The sequence below is a fragment of the Novosphingobium album (ex Liu et al. 2023) genome, assembly GCF_029076845.1.
In the GTDB taxonomy this organism is placed as follows: domain Bacteria; phylum Pseudomonadota; class Alphaproteobacteria; order Sphingomonadales; family Sphingomonadaceae; genus Novosphingobium.
On sequence record NZ_JARESE010000015.1, the window covers coordinates 205043 to 228299 of the forward strand.

Annotated in this window: 19 protein-coding genes; 10 read left to right on the top strand and 9 right to left on the bottom strand. The window is 65.7% G+C overall.

Annotation, left to right across the window (positions count from 1 at the left end):
* Positions 1-1653, bottom strand: coding sequence for a cytochrome-c oxidase, cbb3-type subunit I (gene ccoN, locus PYV00_RS06060; protein WP_275227379.1), 1653 nt, complete (start codon positions 1651-1653; stop codon positions 1-3).
* Positions 1654-1899: 246 nt separating this feature from the next.
* Here ccoN and PYV00_RS06065 point away from each other — a divergent pair, with 246 nt between their 5' ends.
* On the top strand, positions 1900-2574 hold the full coding sequence (locus tag PYV00_RS06065; protein ID WP_275227380.1) for an OmpW/AlkL family protein: 675 nt from the start codon (positions 1900-1902) through the stop codon (positions 2572-2574).
* Between the two features lie 295 nt (positions 2575-2869).
* On the opposite strand, the gene PYV00_RS06070 is transcribed toward PYV00_RS06065, so the two are convergent.
* The gene (locus tag PYV00_RS06070; protein ID WP_275227381.1) at positions 2870-3568 is read right to left on the bottom strand and encodes a Crp/Fnr family transcriptional regulator; all 699 of its coding nucleotides are present in this window, start codon (positions 3566-3568) and stop codon (positions 2870-2872) included.
* 158 nt (positions 3569-3726) lie between these two features.
* Entirely contained in the window at positions 3727-5049 is a 1323-nt protein-coding gene (locus PYV00_RS06075; protein WP_275227382.1) for an amidohydrolase family protein, read from the bottom strand.
* Here PYV00_RS06075 and PYV00_RS06080 point away from each other — a divergent pair.
* The gene (locus tag PYV00_RS06080) at positions 5030-5173 is read left to right on the top strand and encodes a hypothetical protein (RefSeq protein WP_275227383.1); all 144 of its coding nucleotides are present in this window, start codon (positions 5030-5032) and stop codon (positions 5171-5173) included. The genes PYV00_RS06075 and PYV00_RS06080 overlap by 20 nt on opposite strands.
* Before the next feature lie 203 nt (positions 5174-5376).
* Here PYV00_RS06080 and PYV00_RS06085 read toward each other — a convergent pair whose 3' ends face one another.
* A complete protein-coding gene (locus PYV00_RS06085) occupies positions 5377-5520 on the bottom strand; it encodes a hypothetical protein (RefSeq protein ID WP_275227384.1) in 144 nt (47 codons plus the stop codon).
* A 240-nt stretch (positions 5521-5760) separates the two neighbouring features.
* On the opposite strand from PYV00_RS06085, the gene PYV00_RS06090 reads away from it, so the two are divergent.
* The 4 genes from PYV00_RS06090 (at position 5761) to PYV00_RS06105 (ending at position 11539) form a co-directional block, all read left to right on the top strand.
* A complete protein-coding gene (locus PYV00_RS06090; RefSeq protein ID WP_275227385.1) occupies positions 5761-7617 on the top strand; it encodes a flavin-containing monooxygenase in 1857 nt (618 codons plus the stop codon).
* Between the two features lie 72 nt (positions 7618-7689).
* On the top strand, positions 7690-9102 hold the full coding sequence (locus tag PYV00_RS06095; protein ID WP_275227386.1) for an aromatic ring-hydroxylating oxygenase subunit alpha: 1413 nt from the start codon (positions 7690-7692) through the stop codon (positions 9100-9102).
* Between the two features lie 135 nt (positions 9103-9237).
* Positions 9238-10080, top strand: a complete 843-nt coding sequence (locus PYV00_RS06100) for a TauD/TfdA dioxygenase family protein (RefSeq protein WP_275227387.1) — start codon at positions 9238-9240, stop codon at positions 10078-10080.
* A 43-nt stretch (positions 10081-10123) separates the two neighbouring features.
* The gene (locus PYV00_RS06105; protein WP_275227388.1) at positions 10124-11539 is read left to right on the top strand and encodes an aromatic ring-hydroxylating oxygenase subunit alpha; all 1416 of its coding nucleotides are present in this window, start codon (positions 10124-10126) and stop codon (positions 11537-11539) included.
* Between the two features lie 194 nt (positions 11540-11733).
* Here the strand turns inward: PYV00_RS06105 and PYV00_RS06110 are convergent, their stop codons facing one another.
* Positions 11734-12357, bottom strand: a complete 624-nt coding sequence (locus PYV00_RS06110) for a TetR/AcrR family transcriptional regulator (RefSeq protein WP_275227389.1) — start codon at positions 12355-12357, stop codon at positions 11734-11736.
* A 110-nt stretch (positions 12358-12467) separates the two neighbouring features.
* Between PYV00_RS06110 and PYV00_RS06115 the strand changes: the two genes are divergently transcribed.
* The 4 genes from PYV00_RS06115 to PYV00_RS06130 all read left to right on the top strand — a co-directional run bounded on the left by PYV00_RS06115 (position 12468) and on the right by PYV00_RS06130 (position 17801).
* Positions 12468-14801 carry a TonB-dependent receptor gene (locus PYV00_RS06115; protein ID WP_275227390.1) on the top strand — a complete coding sequence of 778 codons (2334 nt, stop codon included), beginning with the start codon at positions 12468-12470 and terminating at the stop codon, positions 14799-14801.
* 53 nt (positions 14802-14854) lie between these two features.
* The gene (locus tag PYV00_RS06120; protein ID WP_275227391.1) at positions 14855-15715 is read left to right on the top strand and encodes an alpha/beta fold hydrolase; all 861 of its coding nucleotides are present in this window, start codon (positions 14855-14857) and stop codon (positions 15713-15715) included.
* Positions 15716-15728: 13 nt separating this feature from the next.
* Positions 15729-17000: a spinster family MFS transporter gene (locus tag PYV00_RS06125; RefSeq protein WP_275227392.1), complete on the top strand. Its 1272-nt coding sequence runs from the start codon at positions 15729-15731 to the stop codon at positions 16998-17000.
* A gap of 210 nt (positions 17001-17210) precedes the next feature.
* Complete coding sequence (locus PYV00_RS06130) at positions 17211-17801, top strand: hypothetical protein (protein ID WP_275227393.1); 591 nt, start codon at positions 17211-17213, stop codon at positions 17799-17801.
* 42 nt (positions 17802-17843) lie between these two features.
* Here PYV00_RS06130 and PYV00_RS06135 read toward each other — a convergent pair whose 3' ends face one another.
* From PYV00_RS06135 to PYV00_RS06150, 4 genes are all read right to left on the bottom strand, one after another.
* Positions 17844-18530, bottom strand: a complete 687-nt coding sequence (locus tag PYV00_RS06135; protein ID WP_275227394.1) for a TadE/TadG family type IV pilus assembly protein — start codon at positions 18528-18530, stop codon at positions 17844-17846.
* Complete coding sequence (locus tag PYV00_RS06140; protein WP_275227395.1) at positions 18530-19147, bottom strand: TadE/TadG family type IV pilus assembly protein; 618 nt, start codon at positions 19145-19147, stop codon at positions 18530-18532. The genes PYV00_RS06135 and PYV00_RS06140 overlap by 1 nt, the downstream gene beginning before the upstream one ends.
* A complete protein-coding gene (locus PYV00_RS06145; RefSeq protein ID WP_275227396.1) occupies positions 19144-21093 on the bottom strand; it encodes a TadE/TadG family type IV pilus assembly protein in 1950 nt (649 codons plus the stop codon). Before PYV00_RS06145 ends, PYV00_RS06140 begins: the two co-directional genes overlap by 4 nt.
* A 419-nt stretch (positions 21094-21512) precedes the next feature.
* Entirely contained in the window at positions 21513-23177 is a 1665-nt protein-coding gene (locus PYV00_RS06150; RefSeq protein WP_275227397.1) for a glycine--tRNA ligase, read from the bottom strand.
* Between the last annotated feature and the right edge of the window lie 80 nt (positions 23178-23257).

Here is a 23257-nt window from a genome sequence, read left to right on the forward strand (position 1 = left end):
TTATTCGGCGGGGGCGAGGATCGGGCGGTCGGCCGCCGCGTCGTAGGCGGCATCGCGCATCGGTGCCTCTTCGCGCAGGTGGCCGAGGATCGTGCGCCAGACGTTGACCACCATCAGTGTGGCGCCCGCCAGGTAGAGCAGCCCGCCGAAGGCGCGCAGCGCATACATCGGGTGCAGCGCGGCGACGGTATCGGCGAAAGTGTTCACCAGGTAGCCGTCCGGCCCGTATTCGCGCCACATCAGGCCCTGGGTCACGCCGGCGACCCACATGCTGGCGGCGTAGAAGACGATGCCGATCGTCGCGAGCCAGAAGTGCCAGTTGACCATGCGCAGGCTGTAGAGGCGCGTGCGGCCCCACAGGCGCGGCGTCAGGAAATAGATCGCCGAGAAGGTGATCATGCCGTTCCAGCCCAGCGCGCCGGAGTGGACGTGGCCGATGGTCCAGTCGGTATAGTGCGACAGCGAGTTGACGCTCTTGATCGACAGCATCGGGCCTTCGAACGTGCTCATGCCGTAGAAGGCCACCGCCATCACCATCATGCGGATGATCGGATCGGTGCGGACCTTGTCCCAGGCGCCGTTCAGCGTCATCAGGCCGTTGATCATGCCGCCCCAGCTCGGCATCCACAGCATGACCGAGAAGACCATGCCCAGCGTCTGCGCCCAGTCGGGCAGCGCGGTGTAGTGCAGGTGGTGCGGGCCGGCCCAGATGTAGAGGAAGATCAGCGACCAGAAGTGGATGATCGACAGGCGATAGCTGTAGATCGGGCGTTCGGCCTGCTTGGGCACGAAGTAGTACATCATCGCCAGGAAGCCGGCGGTGAGGAAGAAGCCGACCGCGTTGTGCCCGTACCACCACTGGACGAGCGCGCCCTGGACGCCGGCGAACAGCGGATAGCTCTTCGATCCGACCAGGCTGACCGGCACGTCGATGTTGTTGACCAGGTGCAGCATCGCCACCGTCAGGATGAAGGCGAGGTAGAACCAGTTGGCCACGTAGATGTGCGGTTCGGAACGCTTCACGATCGTGCCGACGAAGACGATCAGGTAGGCGACCCAGACGATCGTCAGCCACCAGTCCACATACCATTCGGGCTCGGCGTATTCCTTCGACTGGGTGACGCCCAGCAGGTAGCCGGTCGCGGCGAGCACGATGAACAGCTGGTAGCCCCAGAACACGAAGCGCGCGAGGCCGGGGAAGGCCAGCCGCGCGCGGCAGGTGCGCTGGACGACGTAGAAGCTGGTGGCGATCAGCGCGTTGCCGCCGAAGGCGAAGATCACCGCCGAGGTGTGCAGCGGGCGCAGCCGGCCGAAATTGAGGTAAGGCTCAAGGTTCAGCACCGGCCAGGTGAGCTGCAGGGCGATGAACAGCCCCGCCAGGAAGCCCGCCATGCCCCAGAACACCGTGGCGATCACGCCCCAGCGGATCGGATCGTCATCGTACCGGCCCTGATCGGCCGGCGTGCGCAGGATGCCCCGCGCGATGGCGCCGTAATCGGTCGTGCTGACCGTGACCCACAGGCCGATCATGGCCGCCAGGGCAATGATCCCCATGTGGATGGCGTATCCGGTATCGGCGGCCGCGGCCACCGCGATGACGGCTATAAACAGTATCGCGAGCCAAATGCCCGCACGCGTGAGGACCGCTTCCACGGAAGCCCTCCCTTCCCAGTTGTCTGACTACCGTGTGCCCCCTGTGCCGGATTCACGGCGGGAACATTGAGACAGATCAATTGGTCAGTGTCTATCCGTATTGTCTCGAGATTATTGGCAATATTCCTGAGTCCGCGTTTGCGCGAAATCAATGTTCACAAGCCAGGAACGGGCCATTGGCACCATGCAAGCTCCGTAAAATCCTGGCCGCAAGGGGTGGCCGCTGCGGTGCTGGGAACTGAAGACATGCGTAAGATCACCTGCCTACTCGCCGCAACCACGGCGCTGGCGCTGTCGGCTCCGGCTTTCGCGGGCAGCCCCGACGGCAAGCTCCAGGTCAAGGTCCTTGCCACGGGCGTGCTGCCCGACGGCAAGATCGACAAGGTGAAGACCGATCTGATCGGCCTTCCCGCCGGTTCGCAGACCAAGGCGAACAACAATGTCGTGCCGACGCTCGCCATCGAATACTACGCGACGCCCAACGTCTCGGTGGAAACGATCTGCTGCTTCACGCAGCACCACGTCAGCGGCGACGGCCCCCTTGATGGCGCGCGCATCGTCAATCACGTGCTGATCCTGCCGGCCACGGTCACGCTGAAGTATCACCTCGATGCCGGCCCGATCAAACCCTACGTCGGCGTTGGCCCGGCGATGTTCCTGATCTTCGGCGAAAAGCCCGGCGCGGATGCCAAGGCGCTCGGCGCCTCGAAGGTGAAGATGACCAACGAGGTCGGCGTCGCGGTGCAAGGCGGTGTCGATGTCCCGGTCAACGACACGGGCATGGGCGTCACGCTCGATGCCAAGAAGTACTGGATGGGCACGACCGCCAAGTTCTACACCGCCGGCGGCGTCAAGGCGCTTGAGACCAAGCACAAGCTTGATCCCTGGGTGCTCAGCGCGGGTGTCTACTTCCGCTTCTGAGACCAACCCGCATCTGTCTGGAAATGCGCCGGAAGGCGCACTTCCAGACGGCTTGGGATGGCAGGTGGCTTGGGGTGGCACACGGCTTGGGCCGGTGATGGCGTCACTTTTGCCGGGCCATCGGTGAAACGCCCCCTTTTTTGGCCTTCCCCTGAACCGGGCTCAGTGTCCATCTCCCCCTGCCGGTTCGCGCGGCGCGATGGATGCTGCAACAGGTTCGGCATGACAGGGCGGAAAGACAGGGCGGGCCGGAAGTAGGGGGCCAGCTTGACCTGCCCCGGCTCGCGAGCGCGCGTCAGCCCGCTTCGGCGACCAGCGCTTCGCGATCGAGGATCACGACATCGCGGCGCGAGGGCAGGTCGATCACGCCTTCGTGCTTCAAGTGGCTGAACTGGCGGCTCACCGTCTCGATCGTCAGCCCCAGCACGTCGGCGATCTGCTGGCGCGAGAAGGGCAGCGTCATGCGCGTGGCGTGCGCGTCGGGGTGGACCTTGCAGCCCGGCTCGACCAGCCGGTCGGCCGTTTCCAGCAGGAAACTGGCGATCTTTTCCGATGCCGACTTGCGCCCCAGCAGCAGCATCCAGCGCCGCGTGCGATCCAGTTCGCCCAGCGTGCGTTCGAGCAGCTTGTGCTCCAGCGCGGGGTGGCCGCGCGCGAAAGCATCGAAATCCCGTCGGCTGAACACGCAGACGCGCGCGTCGGTCAGCGCGGTGACGCCATGGTTCGAGGTCGTGCCGAAGGGGCGGCCGAAGAATTCGGATGGATAGACCACGCCGACGATCTGCTCGCGCCCGTCCTGCGTGCCGGTGGAAAGCTTCAGCACGCCTTCGATGACATTGGCGACGAGGATCGATTCCTCGCCTTCCCAGATCAGCGATTCCCCGGCGTGCAGCTCACGCCGCCGGCCGATCGCATTGAGCGTCTCCAGTTCCTTCGCGTCGAGCGCCGCGCAAATCGCGCGATTTCGAACCAGGCAAGAGTCGCAGGAACCCATGCGCGGCGCCTATCAGGTCCGGCCCGGCCTGACAACGCAGGATTTGGCCCCGATCTGGCATGGGCCAGGCGCAGACAAGCCCATGGCGGGCGCCGCAAGGGCGCCGCCACGGACCTGTCGCTGGCCTGGAACCAGACCTTGCCAGGCGGTCTGAACGCTCAGGCCATCTCGGTTTCGCGGGCGCGCTTTTCGGCGTGCGCCTTGAACATCTCCATGATGTCGCCCGACGTGACCGGGCGCGTCTCGGTGGTGGGCACCGATCCGCCCGACGACTTGGGCGCGGTATCGACGTGCTTGGCCGCCGCGCGGGCGTGGCAGGCGCCCACGGTCATGTCCTCGCGCCGGTTGTGCGCGAACAGCGCGTCATGGCGCAGCCACTTGATCGCGTTGCGGTGCGTGACCTTGTCGATCTGCTCGTCGGTCAGGTTCTTGACCTGCTCCCACAGCAGTTCGGCGGCATCGGGCCACAGCGCGTCGGAGTGCGGATAATCGACTTCGTACGTGACGTTGTCCTCGCCCACTTCGGACAGGTTCTTGAGGCCATAGGGATCCCACAGGAAGCAATGGGCGAAGTGGCGCTTCATCAGTTCGCTGGGCTTGATGTCCTGGAAGCGCGAGCGGGTCCAGGCCTTGTGCCGCCAGTTCGAGAAGTCGGCCCGCTCCATCAGGTAAGGCACCCAGCCGATCGAGCCTTCCGAAACGATGATCCGCATGTTCGGATACTGGTGCAGCTCTTCCAGCTGCAGCCAGTCGGCCACGCCTTGCGCCACCGACATCGGCATGGTGGAAATCCACGCCTCGATCGGCGTTTCCATCGAGGCGTGCGGCGCCGGGTTGCCCGATCCGATGTGCAGCGCGATGGTCATGTCGTTGTCCATCAGCGCCTTGAACACCGGGTTCCAGTAGTCGTTGTGGATCGAGGGCAGGCCCTGCACGGTCGGGTTCTCGTTCATCGAGACGACCTTGAAGCCCTTCTTCGCGCAGCGGTCGATCTCGGCGACAGTGGCCGCGGGATCCCAGGTCGGCAGGATCGCGAGCGGGATGAAGCGGCCGGGATAGGCCATGCACCACTCGTCATAGTGCCAGTCGTTATAGGCCTGCATGTGGCGCAGCGAGAGCGCCTTGTCGGGCGCCTTGTGGAAGGTCTGGCCATCGAAGCCGATCGAGTTGCCGAAGCACATCGACGCGGCGACGCCGTTGACGTCCATGTCGTCGATGCGCTTGTGCACGTCCCAGCAGCCGTCGCGCAGCTGGTCGAGCGAGGTCGGCTCCATGCCGTATTCCTCGAAAGGCCGGCCGACGACCGCGTTGAGGCCGACCGAGGGGCGGATATAGCCCTGGTACTGCCAGAAGTTCTTGCCCTGCGCGTCGGTGCGCAGCTTCGGCGCGGAAGCGAGCAGATCGCCCGAAAGCTGGTTGTCGAACAGCGTCGGCGGCTCGCAGATGTGGTCGTCCGTGCTGATGACCACCATGTCGTTCATTTGCATGATGCTTTTGCCTTTCAGTTCCCAAATGGCCTGCGTGCCGAATCCCGGCAGCATTGCTTTTCCAGCCTGTGTGGAGCCGGGCCGCGTGCCATTGATCGGCGTCAAACCTTTCACCTGAACGGTTTACGCGGCCGAAGGGCGGGGAAAGGCGATTGTGTCGTTTCCATCCTCCCCGGCCGGGCGAGGGGGATCGCCGCGCAGCGGTGGTGGAAGGGGGATCACCGCCTGCGTGGAGGCCCTTCCGTCAGCGCTGCGCGCTGCCACCTCCTCTCAACGGGGAGGATCGCGTTCCAGCCAGGACTCAATTCCCGCCTGCGATCCTTACAGGCGAAAAAAAGGGCGGCCGGTCACGAGGTTCGGCCGCCCCTTGAAGTTGGGGAGAAGCGGTTTGCGAAGGAACTGAAAGAACAGATCCTTCGCCAGACCGGCAAATGCTTTGATGGCACGGTCGGAACGAGTCGACATTGATCCCGATCAATTGCGGAAACGATGTTCCCGAATTTTCCGCCGCGCGCGACGCGACGCGTGCCCCCGCGATTTGCCCCCGCGATTTGCCGGCGCGATTTGCCGGCGCGATTTGACTGTGCGCTTTCCCGCCATTTGATCGAGATCAAGGCGTGGGGGCGTTCGGCGTGGATAAATCAACAGCACTGTTGATTAAGGCCGCGCCGCAAAGGCCGGCCGACGAACCCGAGGGATGCCGCGATGATGTACAACCCCACCCAGTGCCCGCCCGCCGCCGAGATCGACATTCCGGCGATCCGCGCGAAATACCGCGCCGAGCGCGACCGGCGGCTGAAGAAGGAAGCCAACGACCAGTACGTGCCGACCAGCGGCAAGTACGCCGAAATCTACGAGCACGATCCCTATAATCCGGTCGAGCCGCGCGAGCCGATCCTGGGCGAGACCGACGTGGTGATCCTGGGCGGCGGCTATTGCGGCATGATGGTGGCCGCGCAGCTCAAGCTGGCGGGGATCGAAAGCTTCCACAACATCGATCACGGCGGCGATTTCGGCGGCACCTGGTACTGGAACCGCTATCCCGGCATCCAGTGCGACAACGATGCGCTGTGCTATATGCCGCTGCTCGAGGAAACGGGCTACATGCCCTCGAAGAAGTTCACCGACGGGCACGAGATCCAGGCGCATTGCAGGATCATCGCCAAGCACTTCGGGCTTTACGACAACGCGCTGTTCCACACGCTGATCAAGACGCTGAAGTGGGACCCGGCGATCAACCGCTGGCACGTCGGCACCAATCGCGGCGACGACATCAAGGCGCGCTTCGTGGTGCTGGCGATGGGCCCGCTCAACAAGCCCAAGCTGCCCGGCATTGCCGGCATGGACGATTTCAGGGGCAAGATGTTCCACACCGCCCGCTGGGACTATGAATACACCGGCGGCGCCTGGGGCAAGCCCGAGCTGGACAAGCTGAAGGACAAGCGCGTCGCCATCATCGGCACCGGCGCCACGGCGGTGCAGGTGGTGCCCTATCTCGGCAAGTACGCCAGGCAGCTCTACGTCATCCAGCGCACGCCCTCGACGATCGATTTCCGCAACAACCGGCCGACCGATCCCGAATGGTTCAAGGCGCAGAAGCCCGGCTGGCAGGAAGAGCGCATCCGCAACTTCCACCATGCCGCGATGGAGCGCCTTGCCCCGCGCGAGCCGGACATGATCGAGGATATCTGGACCGAGCTCAGCCGCAACTGCAATGCCGAGCTGGAGGCCGAAGGCTGGCCCGACATCACCCCGGAGGAATATGCCCGCCGCCGCGAGGAGATGGACTATCGCGTGATGGAGCGCCTGCGCGCCCGCGTCGACGCCATGATCGAGGACCCGGCGACGGCCGAGGCGCTCAAGCCCTATTACCGCTACCTGTGCAAGCGGCCTTGCTCGAACGACGATTTCTATCCGACGTTCAACCGGCCCAACGTCAAGCTGATCGACGTCGCCGAGACCCAGGGCCTGGAGCGGCTGACCGAGAAGGGCTTCGTCCACAAGGGCGAGGAGTTCGAGATCGACTGCCTGATCTTCGCCTCGGGCTATGAAGTGACCAACGATCTGGACCGCCGCTGGGGCATCGACGCGATCGAGGGCCGTGACGGCCTGTCGATCTATGATTACTGGCGCGATGGCTTCAAGACCTTCCAGGGGATGATGGCGGCGGGCTTCCCCAACATGTTCTTCACCGGCTTCACCCAGGCCGGGGCGAACGCGACCAATTCCAAGACCTTCATCGATCAGGGCCGCCACATCGGCTATATCGCCAGCGAGGCGCTGAAGCGCGGCGCGGCGGTGGTCGAGCCCAGCCAGGAAGCGCAGGATGCCTATATCGCGCATCTGCGTTCGGTCGCGGTCGATAACTCGGCCTTCGTCAACGAGTGCACGCCGTCCTATTTCAACAACGAAGGCGACGAGACGAAGAAGCGCCACATCTTCGGCGAGCCGTGGGGCGAGGGCTATTACGCCTTCGAGGCCATGATCGAGGGCTGGCGCGCCGAAGGCGCCATGCGCGGCCTGGTGCTGACGCCCGAAACCGCGCTCGAACCCGCCGAGTAAGTCCGTCGCACGGGGCGGGGGGCCTTGGCCTTCCGCCCATCAGAGCCCGGACGCGCCGGGCCGGAGGATGTCATGAACAAGCCTGAAAAGATCGTTTCCGAAGAGCTTTCCGAACCGCTGACCTTCCCGGTGGACGCCTATGTCAGCCGCGAATATGCCGAGGCAGAGGCGGATCGCCTGTGGTCGAAGGTGTGGCAGCAGGCCGGGCGCGTGGAGGAAATCCCGCAAGTCGGCAATTACATCACCTACAACATCGGCCACGATTCGATCCTGATCGTGCGCGCCGACGATTCGTCGATCAAGGCGTTCCACAACGTCTGCCCGCACCGCGGCCGGCGGCTGGTCGCCAACAATTGCGGCGGCGGCAACGGGGTGCTGCCGCAAGGCAAGGGCGAGCACAGCGCCTGCGGCCGGCAAGGCAGCTTCGTGTGCCCCTATCACGCCTGGACGTTCGATCTGGACGGCAAGGCCACCTACATCCTCGACAAGGAGGACTGGCAAGGCACGCTGACCCCGGAGCGCACCGGCCTGACGCCGGTGAAGGTCGATACCTGGGGCGGCTGGATATTCATCAACATGGACCCCGAGGCCGAGCCGCTGCGCGATTACCTTGAGCCGATCGCCACGCTGCTCGACCCGTTCGAGTTCGACAGGATGCGCTACCGCTTCCGCTTCTGGGGCGTGTTCGACTGCAACTGGAAAGTCGCGCTCGAAGCCTTCCTGGAGCCTTACCACGTCGCCGGCACGCATCCGCAGCTGTGCAAGTACGGCGATTTCTACGCCTGGTCCAAGGCGCTGGGCCTTCACGGCAACGACGGTTACGACACCAAGGAACACAAGGGCGAGGGCGAGGGCACTTCGGCCGACACCTCGGTCCACCGCGCCGCCAAGGGCGAGGACGCGCGCGTCTCGATCGCCCGGATGCAGCAGGAGTTCTGGGACACGATCGGCGCGGGCACCAGCGAGACGCTGGTCAAGGCGGCGCAGCGCCTGGTCGACGAGCTGCCCGAAGGCACGCCGCCCGCCGACGTGCACCACCACTGGATCGAGGCGGCCAAGCGCGACGATGCCGCGCGCGGCGTGCCCTGGCCCGAGATCAGCGATGCCGAGATGGCGACCGCCGGCCTGGCGCAAAGCGTGTTTCCCAACATGAACCTGCTGCCCGGGCCCACGTTCCTGCTCTATTACCGCGTGCGCCCTTACGGCACCGACCCGGACAAGTGCATCTACGAGGCCGTCGCGCTCGATCGCTTCCCCGAAGGCGAGGAGCCGAAGACCGAATGGACGTTCGCCGAGCAGGATCTGACGAAGTGGCCGCACGTCATCGCGCAGGACATCTCGAACATGGTCGAAGTGCAGCGCGGCCTCAAATCGCGGGGATTCCGGGGCAACCTGCCCAACCCGTGGCAGGAGCGCAAGGTCACCAACCTGCACCGGGGGCTGGCGAAATTCATGGGCACGGGCCGGCCGGTGCCGCTCGACTGACCCGCCCGGCCGGCGATTTCGCGTTTTTGCGCAAGATCAAAGCTTGCACCCCGGCGCGCGATCAATCTGGCCGCAATTGCTGCAATCGCCGCCCGCGAAAAACGAGACGGGTGGCCGCGAACGGAGAGTAACGCCATGACTGTCGCCCAGTTCAATCGCCTGAAGCTCGAAGCCGAAACGATCAAGCCCAAGATCGGCGCGCGTATCCTCAATCCCAAGGAGCAGCTCCTTTCGGGCGAGCTGGCCGCCGAGATCAACGACCTGCTGGAACAGCGCGGCGTGCTGGTCTTCCCGCTGGTGCATTTCACCGACGAGGAACAGATCCAGTTCACCAACACGCTGGGCGGCTTCGCGCGTGAGATCCGGGGGCAGGACGTGTTCCCGATCTCGCTTGACCGCAACGTCAACCAAGAAGCGGTCGAATACCTCAAGGGATCGCTGTTCTGGCATATCGACGGCACGATGAACCCGGTGCCGATCCGCGGCTCGATCCTGTCGAGCAAGGTGCTGCCGACCTGGGGCGGCAATACCGAGTTCGCCAACTGCTATGCCGCCTACGACGATCTGCCCGAGGAGACCAAGGCCGAGATCGAGGATCTCACCGTCACGCACTCGATGTGGGTCTCGCAGCTTTACCACTGCCCCGAACCGACGCTGAAGCAGCTTGAGGACTGGCAGTCGAAAGGCGAGGCGGAACTGCCGCTGGTGTGGAAGCATAAGTCGGGCCGCAAGTCGCTGGTGCTGGGCAACACCGCGCAGCAGGTGGTGGGCAAGAGCTTGGCCGAAAGCGCGCGCATCCTGCACGGCCTGCGCGAATTCGCCACCAGCGAGCCCTATCACTACAGCCACGAATGGAGCGTGGGCGATGCGGTGATGTGGGACAACACCGGCTCGCTCCACCGCGCGATGCCTTACGATCCCGATTGCGGCCGCCTGCTCCACCGCACCATCCTGATGGGCGACGAGACTTTCGCCTGAGCCGCCCCGGCAAGCGCGCACGATAAGACAAGAGAGGTGTCCTGTGGCTGATTTCGATTTCGCCGAAGCGGTGCGGGCGGGCAATCCGCTCGCCATCGCCGATCCGCGCCAGATTCCTTCGCGGCGCTATTACGACGAGGGCTTCTACCAGCTCGAATGCGAGCAGCTCTGGCCGCATGTCTGGCAGATGGCCTGCCGGCTGGAACAGATTCCCGATGTGGGCGACTGGGTGGAATACACCAATGTCGGCAAGTCGGTGCTGGTGGTGCGCACCAACGATGGCGTGAAGGCCTATCACAACCACTGCCGCCATCGCGGCGTGCCGGTGGCGGGCGGATCGGGCAATGCCTTTGGCAATTGCGCGAAGAGCGGCTTCGTCTGCCCGTTCCACGGCTGGCAGTGGAACATGGATGGCGAGAACACTTTCGTCTACGGCCGCCAGCTGTTCGACGAGGACCAGCTCACCCATGCCGAGCTGGCGCTCAAGCCGGTGCGGGTGGAGACCTGGGGGGGCTGCGCCTTCATCAACCTGGATGACGAGGCGCCTTCGCTGCGCGAAAGCCTGGGCCCGGTGCTCGACCGGCTCGACGCCCACGGCATGAGCAAGCTGCGCGCCGAATGGTGGTTCGGCACGGTGCTGCCGGCCAACTGGAAGATCGCGATGGAAGCCTTCATGGAAGGCTACCACGTGATGATGACGCACCCGCAGCTCCAGCGCTCGGTGCCGGGGCTCTACAACGCGCGCTACGGCAACGACACCGGCGGCATCGGCCTGCCGATCGACCCCGACCAGTCGGTGCGCGACAATATCCGCGCGCAGATCGAGAACCTGGAGCTGCTCAGCTCGGGCATGGCCGGCATGTGCCATGCCAAGGAAGTGGCGATCGCACGCGAGCTGGCCGATGTCGATCTGCCCGACAACGTGGCCGAGGCGGTGCCGCTGTGGTTCGGCATCGTCCAGGAAGCGATCAGCCGCAAGCTGCGCGAGCGCGGCGAGGACGTGCCCGATCTCAACGCGGTGTGCCAGTCCGACCCGGTCAACGCGGTCGAGTTCCTGTTCCCGCACTATTTCCTGCTGCCGTTCTTCACCAGCATGGCCAGCTATCGCATCCGCCCGCTGGGGCCGGAAAGCTGCATGTTCGAGATCTGGTCGCTCACCCACTTCGCGCCGGGCGATGACCGGGAACCGCCGATGGAGCCCACCGTGCTGCCCTACAACAGCCAGGACTTCCCGATGATCCCCCGGCAGGACTATTCGAACATCCCGATCCAGCAGAAGGGCCTGCATTCCGAAGGCTTCGACTACATGCGGCTGTCGGGGCAGGTCGAAGGGCTGATCAGCAATTACCAGCGCCTGATCGACGGCTATATCGCCGGCCGCGACAAGGCCGATCTGGCCCGGGCGAACCAGAAGCTCGGTGGCAATTTCGACGGGCCGGTGGTCGATCTGTGGGATTGATCGCGGTGCCGCGTTCTTCCGCGGGGGAATTTCCGCCCGCCGGCGCATAAAGCCAAAGCCCTCTCTCCTTCAGGGGAGAGGGGTGGGAGAGGGGGAGCGTATCCCAACCCCTCTCAACTCCGGCTAACCCCTGCTTCGCCGGCGCAAGCCTGCGTATCTCTCCCCGGCGGGGAGAGAGGTGCGGTGGTGGAGCCTCACCCCTCGCGGGCGATGCCGTGGCGCAGGATTTCGTTGGCCAGTTCGGCCACGCGTTCGGGCGCGGTGTCTTCGGACCAGACGGCATAGCGCAGGCCCAGGAACACGTTCATCCCCATGATCGCCCAGGCGTGGGCTTCGTCCAGGCCCTCGCGCAGTTCGCCCTTTTCCGCGCCGGCCAGCAGGCGCGCGTGGATGCGGCTGGCGGTGGTTTCATAATGCGCGCGAAAGCTGGTGGGATCGACGAATTCGGCCTCGTCGATGATCCGGTAGATCTCCTTGTGCTCGCGCGCGAAGTGGAGGAACGCCTCCAGCGCCATGCGCTCGGTCTCCAGCGCGGCATGGTCTTCGGCCAGCGCGCTTTTCGCCGCTTCGCGCACTTTGCCGCTCAGGTCGCTCACCAGCGCGCGGAAGATCTCATCCTTGGAATGAAAGTAGGTGTAGAAGCTGCCGAGCGCGGTGCCGGCACGCCGGGTGATGCCGGTGATCGAGGCTTCGTGGAAGCCCCGCTCGCCGAATTCGATCGCCGCCGCGTCGAGCAGCTTGCGCAAGGTTCGCCGCCCCCGTTCGGTGCGCGGCACCTTGTCGGAAAGGCGGTGGTGCGGAGCGGAACCTGTGGACATTGCGCAACAGCTAACCGCTGGTCCGCCGCTTGGCAAATTTTCAAAGTTGAAACTTGGTTCAACTATCAATAAAGAATCGCCCATAAGCAACGCACTTGGGAGTGAGAGGGATGCACAAGGGGCATAAATCCGCCAATCGTTCGAGCGCCTTCGTTCTGGCCGCGATCCTCGCGGGCGGATTCGGATGGAGCGCGCCTGTCGCCGCGCAGGACGAGGCCGCCAGCGAGACCGACGATGCCGGGGCGATCGTCGTCACCGCCCGCCGCCGCGAGGAACGGCTGATCGACGTGCCGATCGCCGTCACCGCGATCTCGGGCGAGGCGCTTGATCGCAGCGGCGCGCTGGATATCACCGACGTGGCGAACATGACGCCGAACACCACGCTGGAAAATTCGCGCGGCACCAATTCGACGCTCACCGCCTTCATTCGCGGCGTCGGTCAGCAGGACCCGGTTCCCGGCTTCGAGGCCGGCATCGGCATCTATCTTGACGATGTCTACCTGAACCGTCCGCAGGCGGCCGTGCTGGACATCTACGATGTCGAGCGGATCGAGGTGCTGCGCGGGCCGCAAGGCACGCTCTATGGCCGCAACACCATTGGCGGCGCGGTCAAGTACGTCACGCGCAACCTCAATCCCGACAAGGCCGAGCTGCGCATTCGCGGCACGTACGGCACGTATGACCAGGCCGACCTGGTCGTCACCGGCAGTGCCCCGCTGGGCGACATGTTCCGCGTCGGCGGATCGGTCGCGCGCCTGTCGCGCGGCGGCTTTGGTGACAACCTCAACATCCCGGGCCTGGAAAACTACAACAAGGACGTCTGGGCGGGGCGCGGCACGATCGAGTTCGGCGGCAACGGCGAGCCGGTGATGATCCGCATCTCGGGCGATTACACGCGCGACAAGTCCGATCCGCGCAATGGCCATCGCCTGATCCCCGGCCTCAAGTCCGGCGCGCCGGTGCTGGACGACGTCTACGACACGCGCGCGGGCCTCAACCAGCCCAAGCAGGACGTCAAGGCATACGGCCTGGCGATGAACGCCACCGCCGAGCTGACCGACAGCCTGACGTTCCGTTCGATCAGCGCCTGGCGCAAGGACCGCAGCTTCACGCCGATCGACTTCGACGCGTTGCCGTCGGTCGATGTGGATGTGCCGGCGGTCTATCGCAACGAGCAGGTGAGCCAGGAATTCCAGCTGCTCTATGAAAGCGAGCGGCTGCACGGCCTGGTCGGGTTCTATTACCTGGATGCCCAGGCGGCGACCTCGTTCGACGTGCTGCTGGGCCTTACCGGCGCCGCGCTCGGCCTGCCGGGGCTCAACGGCTATACCGCCGGCGACGTGCGCACCAAGACCTGGTCGGTCTTCGGCGATTTCACCTATGATTTCACCAGCCAGATCAGCCTGTCGGTGGGCGGGCGCTACACCAACGACCGGCGCAGGGCCTTCGTCTACAAGGCGAACCGGATCACCGGGCTCTCGCCCGAGTTCGGCGGCACGCTGACCCCGGTGGCGATCGCGGTGGCAACCGATTTCCGCGGCGAACGCACGTTCAAGGAATTCACCCCGCGCGCCTCGCTGAGCTACAAGCCCGATGAGGACAACCTGGTCTATGCCTCCTATTCGAAGGGCTTCAAGGGCGGCGGCTTCGATCCGCGCGGCTCGGGCACCTCGGCGCCGATCAGCAATCCGGCGGTGGGCCGTACGTACGATGATATCTACGACTTCCTCGCCTTCGATCCCGAGAAGGTCGCCAGCTACGAGCTGGGCTACAAGGGATCGCTGCTCGATCGCAGGCTGACGCTGAGCCTGGCCGGCTTCTACATGGACTACAAGGACGTGCAGATCCCCGGCTCGGTGGGCTGCCTTGTCGGCGGCGTGCAGAGCTTCTGCGGCATCACCACCAACGCGGCCAAGGCGCGGCTGCAAGGCGTGGAGGCGGAAGTCAACGCCGTCCTCGCGCGCGATTTCGTGGGTGCGGGCTCCACGTTCCGGTTCAACGGCGCGCTGGGCTATATCGATGCCAAGTACAAGCGCTTCATCGGCCCCGCCGGCACCGACGTTTCCGATCAGCGCGTGTTCCAGAACACACCCAAGTGGACGCTGGCGGGCACGCTGGCCGCGGGCGTTCCGGCGATGGGCGGCACCATCGACCTTTCGACGACGGTGTCCTACCGCAGCCTGACGCACCAGTTCGAAACGCCGATCCCGGCGCTCGACCAGCCCGGCTACGTGCTGTGGGACGCCAGCCTGGTGTGGACGGCGGACAGTGGCGCCTATTCGATCGGCGTCCACGGCAAGAACCTGACCGACAAGCAGTATATCACCTCGGGCTACAATTATCAGAACGCCGCCGGCGCCTCGACGCTGGGCCAGGAAGGCGTGCTGACCGCGTTCTACGGCAATCCGCGCCAGGTCTTCGTGACCGGCACTGTCCAGTTCTGAGCCACCGATTCCGAAGGGCTCCGGCCCTTCGGGACAGAAGGGAGCTTTTTCGCATGGACTATGTCGTCCATCGCTACCGGAGTGCCTGCGGCCGGCTGGAGCTTGCCGCCAGGGACTATCCGGCGGACGGCCCGCCATTGCTGCTGATGCACGGCCTGACGCGCAACAGCGCCGATTTCGAGCCGCTGGCGGCGCATCTGGCGGGGCGCTATCGCCTGATCGTGCCCGATCAGCGCGGCCGGGGCCTGTCGGACTGGGACCCCGATCCGGGCAATTACCGGCCCGACGTCTATGCCGGCGACATGTTCGCGCTGCTCGCGGCGCTGGGCCTCGATCATGCCACGCCGATCGGCACCTCGATGGGCGGGCTCATCGCCATGCTGATGGCCGGGATGCGCCCGGCCGCCGTGCCGGCGATGGTGCTGAACGATGTCGGCGCGGTGCTCGATCCGGCGGGGCTCGCGCGCATCCAGGGCTATGTCGGTCCGTCGGGCCCGATGCTGTCGTGGGGCGATGCGGCGGCGCGCTGCCGGGCGATCAACGCGGTCGCCTTTCCCGATTACTCGGGCAAGGACTGGCTGGCCTTCGCCCACCGCACGTGCGTGGAGCAGGCCGATGGCACCGTCGTCTTCGCCTATGATCCGGCGGTGGCGCAAAGCGTCAGCGGCGATGCGCCGCAGACGGTGCCGCCCGATCTGTGGCCCTTGTGGGACATGCTGGCGGCGCTGCCGGTGCTGGTCATTCGCGGGGAGAATTCCGACCTGCTCTCGCGCGAGACCGCGCGGGAGATGGCCAGCCGCCACACCGGGCCCTATGACGTGGTGGAAGTGCCCAGGGTGGGCCACGCGCCGATCCTTGACGAAGCGCCGGCGCTGGCCGCGATCACCCGCTTCCTGAAGGACCACGCGAACTGACATGGACACCGGCATGACCCAGGCCCGCGCGCCAGCCCCGTCCCGCCCTGTCCGGCCGGGGCTGGTCCTGGCGATGCTGCTGGCGGTCTATGTGTTCAATTTCGTCGACCGGCAGATCCTGGCGATCCTGGCCGCGCCGATCCAGGCCGAACTGGGGCTGGACGACGCGCGGATGGGCCTGCTGGGCGGCGTCGCCTTCGCGCTGCTCTATTCGACGCTGGGCGTGCCGCTGGCCTGGCTGGCGGACCGGACCAGCCGCAGCTGGGTGATCGCCGGATCGCTCGTGATCTGGAGCTTCTTCACCGCGATCTGCGGCTTCGCGCACAGCTTCTGGCAGATCTTCGCGGCGCGGGTGGGCGTGGGCATCGGCGAGGCGGGCGGGGTCGCGCCGTCCTATGCGGTGATCGGCGACTATTTCCCCAGCGAGCGGCGCGCCTTCGCGCTGTCGATCTATTCGCTGGGCATCCCGCTGGGCTCGGCCGCGGGCGTGCTGGCGGGCGGCTATATCGCCGCGCGGGTGGACTGGCGCGCCGCCTTCGTCGCGGTGGGGCTGGCCGGCCTGCTGCTGGCGCCGCTGTTCAAGCTGGTGGTGCGCGACCGGCCGCGCCCGGCGCCGGTCGGCGACGGCGCGGGCGAACGCTTCGGCGCGGTCGCGCGCGCGCTGGCGGCCAAGCCTTCGTTCTGGCTGCTCTCGTTCGGCGCGGCGTCCAGCTCGATGCTGGGCTATGGCATTGCCTTCTGGCTGCCCAGCCTGCTGCAGCGCTCCTTCGGGCTGGACCTGATCCACACCAGCTGGTTCATCGGGGCGATCCTGCTGATCGGCGGGGTCGCCGGCATGTTGCTGGGCGGCTGGATCGCCGATCGGCTGGGCGGGCGGGACCGCGCGTTCTACGCCTGGGTGCCGGGCATCGCCTTCGCGCTGGGCACGCCGCTGTTCGCCGCCGGGATCTGGAGTTCCAGCGTGATGCTGGCCTTCCTGCTGTTCCTGCTGCCGCAAGCGCTGGTCTACGTCTGGCTGGGGCCGGTGCTGACGGCGGTCCAGCACCTCGTGCCCCCGGCCTCGCGCGCGACCGCCTCGGCGCTGTTCCTGCTGATCAACAACCTGATCGGGCTGGGCGGCGGGATCTATGCGCTCGGCGCGCTTTCGACCGCGCTGCAGCCGGTCTACGGCATCGAGGCGATGCGCTATTCGATGCTCTATGGCCTCTCGCTCTATGCGCTGGCGGCGCTGCTGATGGCGCTGGCCGGCCGCTTCCTCGCGCGCGACTGGGTCGAGGAACGCTGAACCGACCCGGTGGTGAACCGATTGGCCCGGAAAAGGCCAAACAAGGCGGTATGGGATGGTTTACGATCCCTTAGCAAAGCATGTTTATGTAGTCTTCTGACCGGCCTTCCGGCTATCGCCGGGCAAGGAGCGGCCATGGGGGCGGCCATGGGGCCAGGGTGTCGTGCCCGCGGCCCTGCGGGTTTTGGAAGTCCAGGCATCGAGACGGCTATGCAACTATACCAACTGGGAGCGATACTGGCGGTGCTTGCCGTCGTGCTCGTCGCCATCGTGGTGCTGGCCATCCGGCGCGGGCGAGCGGGCGCCGCCGCCGTGGCGCCGCGGCCCGAGCCCGAGCCCGAGCAGGTGGCCGAGCCCGCCCCGGCCGATCCCGCGCCCGAAGCGCCCCGGCCCGCGCGCGGGTTGCTCACGCCCCGCGCGCGGCGCGACGGCGGCGAAGAAGCGCGCATGTCGAAACGGCTGCACGATCTGAGCCATCGCAACCGGATGATCGTCAGGGCCTCGTTCCGCCAGGAAGTGGAGGAACGCCTGACCGCCGCGTTCGATCTGTTCGAACAGGGGCGCATCACGCTCGATACCTTCAAGAAGCTGGTCCGCGCCGAACGCGCCGAGGCGCAGCGCCGCCTGACGGCGCTGGATGAGGGCGAGGGCTATGCCGGGGATTTCGCGCCCGAAGGCGAGCTGGGCCCCGAAGGCGAGCTGGGCGAAGTCACCGCCGCGCTGGAAATGGCCGAGCAGTGCCTGGTCTGGGCCAGCGAATTCGGCGCCAGCGCGAAGCGATCCGAAACCGCGACCGACTGAAACCGCGCCCGACTGGCGGCTGGATCAGCCGCCAGGCCCGGTTCAGCAGCGGTTGGTGGTGCCGCCCGGCGGCGTGCTGGTGTTGCGATCGTCGCGCACCTGATAGGCCGCTTCCTGCTTGAACGAGACCTCGTCCACATACATCGAACCGAACAGCGGCGTGTAATCGTAGAACACTTCCACATACATGATTGGCGAATTGGCCGATGCCGTCACCTTGGAAGGGCCGATCCCGGTGATCACCGGGCCGTTGAGGCCATTGCGGGTCGTCTCGTTGCCATAGGCCGACTGCTGGGTGAGCGCGCCGGTGCAGCGCTGCCAGTGGATCCACTGCTTGCCGGTTACGGGATCGCGTTCCAGGCTGGTCAGGATCAGCCGGCCCTTGTCGGCGAAATCGAACGAGGCGCCTTGCGCCTTCGCGCCGGCCATCAGCGAGGTAATGTCCGATTCCGAGATCGTCGGGGTGACGCCGCTGTTGTCGGTCTGCCCCAGGCGCGAAGCGTTGTCGGCCACGGCCGAAGCCAGTTCGCCCACTTCCATGCGCACGCTGGCCATATAGGCCAGCTCGGTGCCGTAAAGCCCCAGCGTCAGCAGGATCGGCAGCATCAGCGCGAACTCGATCGTCGCGTTGCCGCGCGCATCGAGCCGGCGCAGCGCCCGGCGCAGCCGCCGCGCGCCCGATCCCATGTAGGCTCCCGGTATCCGGCGCGGTGTGGCGATCGGTTCCATCAGTCGCATATTCCCGCGGTGGTGGCGTATTTTTCCTGCGCGGCGAAGGGCTGGTTCTTGCGCACCGCCGTGGCCTTGATCTTCGCCCGCTTCCAGCTGTCTGGCGCGAAAGGCATGACGAAGGCGGGGGTATATTCCACGCTCACCGTATAGAGCACGACGTCGTTGGCGCCGCCGTTGCCTTCGCGGCCGACATCGCGGTCCCACTCGCCGTTGCGGTTTTCGTCGGTGAACTTCTCGCCATTGTTGCAATCGCCGTCGCCGTCGGCATCGTTCCACTTTTCCGGCCGGTCGATATCGCTGAAATCGAAATAGCTCTTGCGCACGCTGGTCAGTTCCGCGCCGGGCAGGATGCGCCGCACGGTTTCCGATACCATTTCGTCGGCCGCGGTGGTGTCGGCGGTTTCCAGCGCGGCGCTGCGTGCCGCCTTTTCCACCGCGCCGCTCAGCAGCGAGCGGCCATAGACCATCTGCCCGACATTGAACGCGCCCAGCATCAGCACCAGGAAGACTGGCGCGACCAGCGCGAATTCCACGGCGGCGACCCCGCGCGTGTCGCGCGCCAACGCGGCGAGCATCGGCATCGGCATCGGCGCGGCTGGTTCGGGCGCCGTCATTGCGTGATCCTCAACTCGCCCACCTGCTTGGCGATTTCCTGGAACGCGGCGTTGAGCTGCGAGGAACTGGCGGCGGTATAGGCGCTGTTGTCCGACGAGCAGGTCTTGAGGTCGCCGGTCAGCGAGGTGCCGAAAGCGATCACCCACACGCGGATGCCCTTGGCCTTGGCCGCTTCGCACAGCGCCAGGAAGCGGGCGGTGTGGCGCGCGTCGCTGGCGGGCTTGGTCCCGTCGGTGGTGATGCGCCGGTCATAGAACTCGATGCCGTACATCGTCTGGATGCTGACGTTGTTGTCCATCTCGCCATCGGTCATGAACAGGATGTGGCGCGATACGGTGCCGCCGTTGGACGGCTCCGCGTTGACGTTGTCCTGCCACATCCCGGTCGGCGAACTGATCCGCGCGCCCCACAACATACCCAGGTCATGATAGGTCGATCCGTCGGGCGAGAGGCCGTTGACGTAGGCGTTGAAATCGCTCTGCGTCATCTCGGCCAGCAATTGCGCCGCTTTCGGGCAATAGGAATCCGCCTGGCGGCCATTGGGCGCGACCGGCTCCATGGTCATGTTGCCGGCATCGTCCAGCCGGTCATAGGCGACTTGCGGCCACATCGGGCGCCACTTGGATTCGTCGCTGCCGTCGGGGGCATCGTCGATGTTGAGATCCCAGGTATCGGGCGACATGCCGGTGAGCGGCGAATAGGCGAAGGTGCTTTCGGGCGAGGTTTCGCGCTCTTCGATGCAGCCGTTCCAGGTGTAGCTCGCCGATCCGCCGTTCGAGGCGTTGTTCACCCGGACCGTGTTGAACAGCTTGTAATTGCTCACGTCATACGTGATCGGGCGATACATCCATTCGGTGAAATCCGAAGATCCGGTGGAATAGATCGGCTGGCTGGTCTTGACCGTGCCGTTATAGAAATCCTGATAGGCGTTACGATCATAGACGTAATATTTGGAGCCGCTCTTGGTGCAGGTATATTCGGCCTTGTACTTCGTCTGCGTCGTCACGGATTCGACGATCTTGTTGCCGTTCTCGTCATAGGTGGTCGTGGTCGTGGCGCGTGGGCTGCCATAGTTCGACCAGGTGGTATCGTCCGCCGGCTGCTTGGCCTGGCAGGCGCTGAGGCTGTTGTAGCTGGTGGTCTTGTACTTCGCCCAGGCGTCGTACGTGGTCTGGCCGCTGCCCGATTCGGTCTCGGTCTTGGTGACTTTCCAGGTCGCGACGCCCCGGCGCGACTGGATCGTCATCGAATCGACCAGATAGGACGGATCGAGATTGACGATGAGCCGCCCGACATTGACCGACGAACTGTAGGGCACGAAGCCATAGCGGATGCGCGCGTTCGATCCGGCGCTGGCGTTCTTCAGCGTGGTGTAGAAGTTCTTCATCGCGGCCTGGAGATCCTGGATGCGCGATGTCTGCCCCGACCTGGGGTTGGAGCCGCCCGCCGTCCAGGCCATCGAGCCGGTGGTGTCCAGCACGAAAGTCACGTCGCTGTTGCCCACGCCCATCGAGGCGGTGCACTTGGTGGTCAGGTCGAACTCGTTATAAGCGAAGATGCGCATGACCACGCTGTCCAGCGTGGTCCGCGCGGTGCCGTTGATGGTCAGGCCGTTGTCGTCCGAGACCGTGGCGAACGAGGTGTTGCGCGTCTTCTGGTCGTCGTCGTCGAAATTGGCGTCGAAGAACTTCTCGCCGGCGGCGCGCACGGTGCTGTCGAAGCCGTTGGTGCCCACGGCCTTGCGTGCGGCGAGCACGCCGGCATCGCAGGCTTCCTGCAGCTTGCTTTGCGCCATGTAGCCCCGGCTCATGTCGAGGCCGCCGCCGATCAGCGCGGCCAGCATGAGGAAGCCCACCGCCGCGAGCGGCAGGACATTGCCCGCGACATCGCCCGCCAACGGGCGCACGCGCCGCACGATCGCCTTGACCCTATCACCCCACATCATAAGTCCGCTTTCCTGGCAAAGCCATGCTTGCGCAGAGATAGTCCCTGTCGAGTTAAGGATCTCTTACGCGTGGACCACGATCCGCTGCGTGCCCGGCGGCCATGGCCCGCGCGCTTTCGCGCGGTGGGATGGCCGGTGCGACAGGCGGCGATCCCGCGCGCGCGGCATGATCGGGCGGGCCTCGCGCCTGGAAATCAAGATCATGAAATCACGGGGGATTTTCCCCTGACGGAGCCAAGGTCAAGGCGCGTTGCATGGGCTCGCCGCGCCACCGCGCACGGGCGAATCCGGGGTGCGGCGCGGCCGGTTTCGCGGGCCGCGCCGGGGCGCTCTGGTGACGGAATATGGTTAACGCGCGGTATCGCCGCGCTTGCGGATGCTCACGGACGCGGGCGATCCCGCGCCCGCGCCGCGCGGGCTCAGCCCTCGATCAGCTTGTCGAGATAGGCCGGGCAATCGTCCAGCTTGATCCGCTGCTGTTCCAGCGTGTCGCGATCGCGCACGGTGACGGTGCCCTGGCTGATCGTCTCGTCGTCGATCGTGATGCACACCGGCACGCCCACTTCGTCCGCGCGGCGATAGCGGCGGCCGATCGAGCCCTTCTCGTCGTAAGTCACGTTCCACTTGCGCTTCATCGCGCCGAACAGGTCCCTGGCCGCCTCGGGCATCCCTTCCTTCTTCACCAGCGGGAAGATCGCCGCCTTGACCGGGGCCAGGCGCGGATGGATGTGCAGCACCGCGCGTTCGCTGTCCTCGCCGCCGCCTTCGCCCAGCTTCTCGATCTCCAGCGCGTCGCACAGGAAGGCGAGCAGGGCGCGGTCGGCGCCGGCGGCCGGCTCGATCACGTAAGGCACGTATTTTTCCCCGCGCGCCACGTCGTTGTAGACCATGTTCTTGCCGCTGCCGCGATGGAGCGGGGCGCCGTTCTCGTCCAGCGCCAGCTCGGGCGGATCGGCCTTGGCCAGCCGACCCATCGAATGGCTGTTGAGATCGAACGCGCCGCGATTGGCGATGCCTTCCAGCTCGCCGAACTCGCCGTCGGCCATGAACGGATAGGCGTATTCGATGTCGGTGGTGCCCAGCGCATAGTGGCTCAGCTCGCTCGCTTCATGCTCGCGTACGCGGATGTTCTCGCGGCGCAGGCCGAGATCGAGATACCAGTCGAGCCGGCGCTGCTGCCAGTACTTGTACCACTGGTGCGAGGTCTCGGGCGGGCAGAAGAATTCCATTTCCATCTGCTCGAATTCGCGCGAGCGGAAGATGAAGTGGCGCGGCGTGATCTCGTTGCGGAAGCTCTTGCCGATCTGGGCGATGCCCAGCGGCAGCGCGAAGCGGCCGGAATCGAGCACGTTGCGGAAATTGAGAAAGATGCCCTGCGCGGTCTCGGGCCGCAGAAAGGCCGCATCGGCGGCGGTCTGCATCGCGCCGATGTAGGTCTTGAACATCAGGTTGAATTCGCGCGGCTCGGTCAGCGTGCCCTTTTCGCTGGCATGCGGCGCGAGCACGTTGGCGAAGTCGTCCAGCTCGGCCAGATCGGTGAGCGGGCTGTCCCAGACCACTTCGCGCGATTTCGAGATGCCCAGCAGCTTGCGCGCCCGCTGGTCGAGGAAGGCATCGGCGTCGGGCGCGTCGGGCGCGGCGGCGATGAACAGCGGGTTGCCCTCGCGGTCCTTGATCCAGCGGCCGGCGAGGTGGTCGAAACGGTAGCGTTTCTTGGTCTCGTGGCAATCGACCATCATGTCGCTGAACAGGTCCGAATGGCCCGAAACGCGCCAGGTCTGCGGATGCTGGATGATCGAGCTGTCGATCCCGGTCATTTCAAAAGGCGAGGGCGTGCCTGCGGGAGCGACGAGCGGGTTGTGCCGCGTCACCATGTCTTCCCACCAGGTCTGCTTGATATTGCGTTTCAGCTCGGCGCCCATCGGGCCGAAATCCCAGAAGCCGTTGATGCCGCCGTAGATCTCGCTCGCCTGGTAGATGAAGCCGCGCCGGCGGCAGTAGGAGACGATCTCCTCAAGGGAGAGGCGGCGCGATGCGGCCGTGGCGACTGCGGCGTCTTGAGTCATGGGCGTGGAACTTCTCATGCTGAAAGCGGAAACTGGCGCTGCGCCATAGGCAATGGGCCCGCCCACGGCAAGCTTGGAACCGGGCGCGGCGCGGGAAG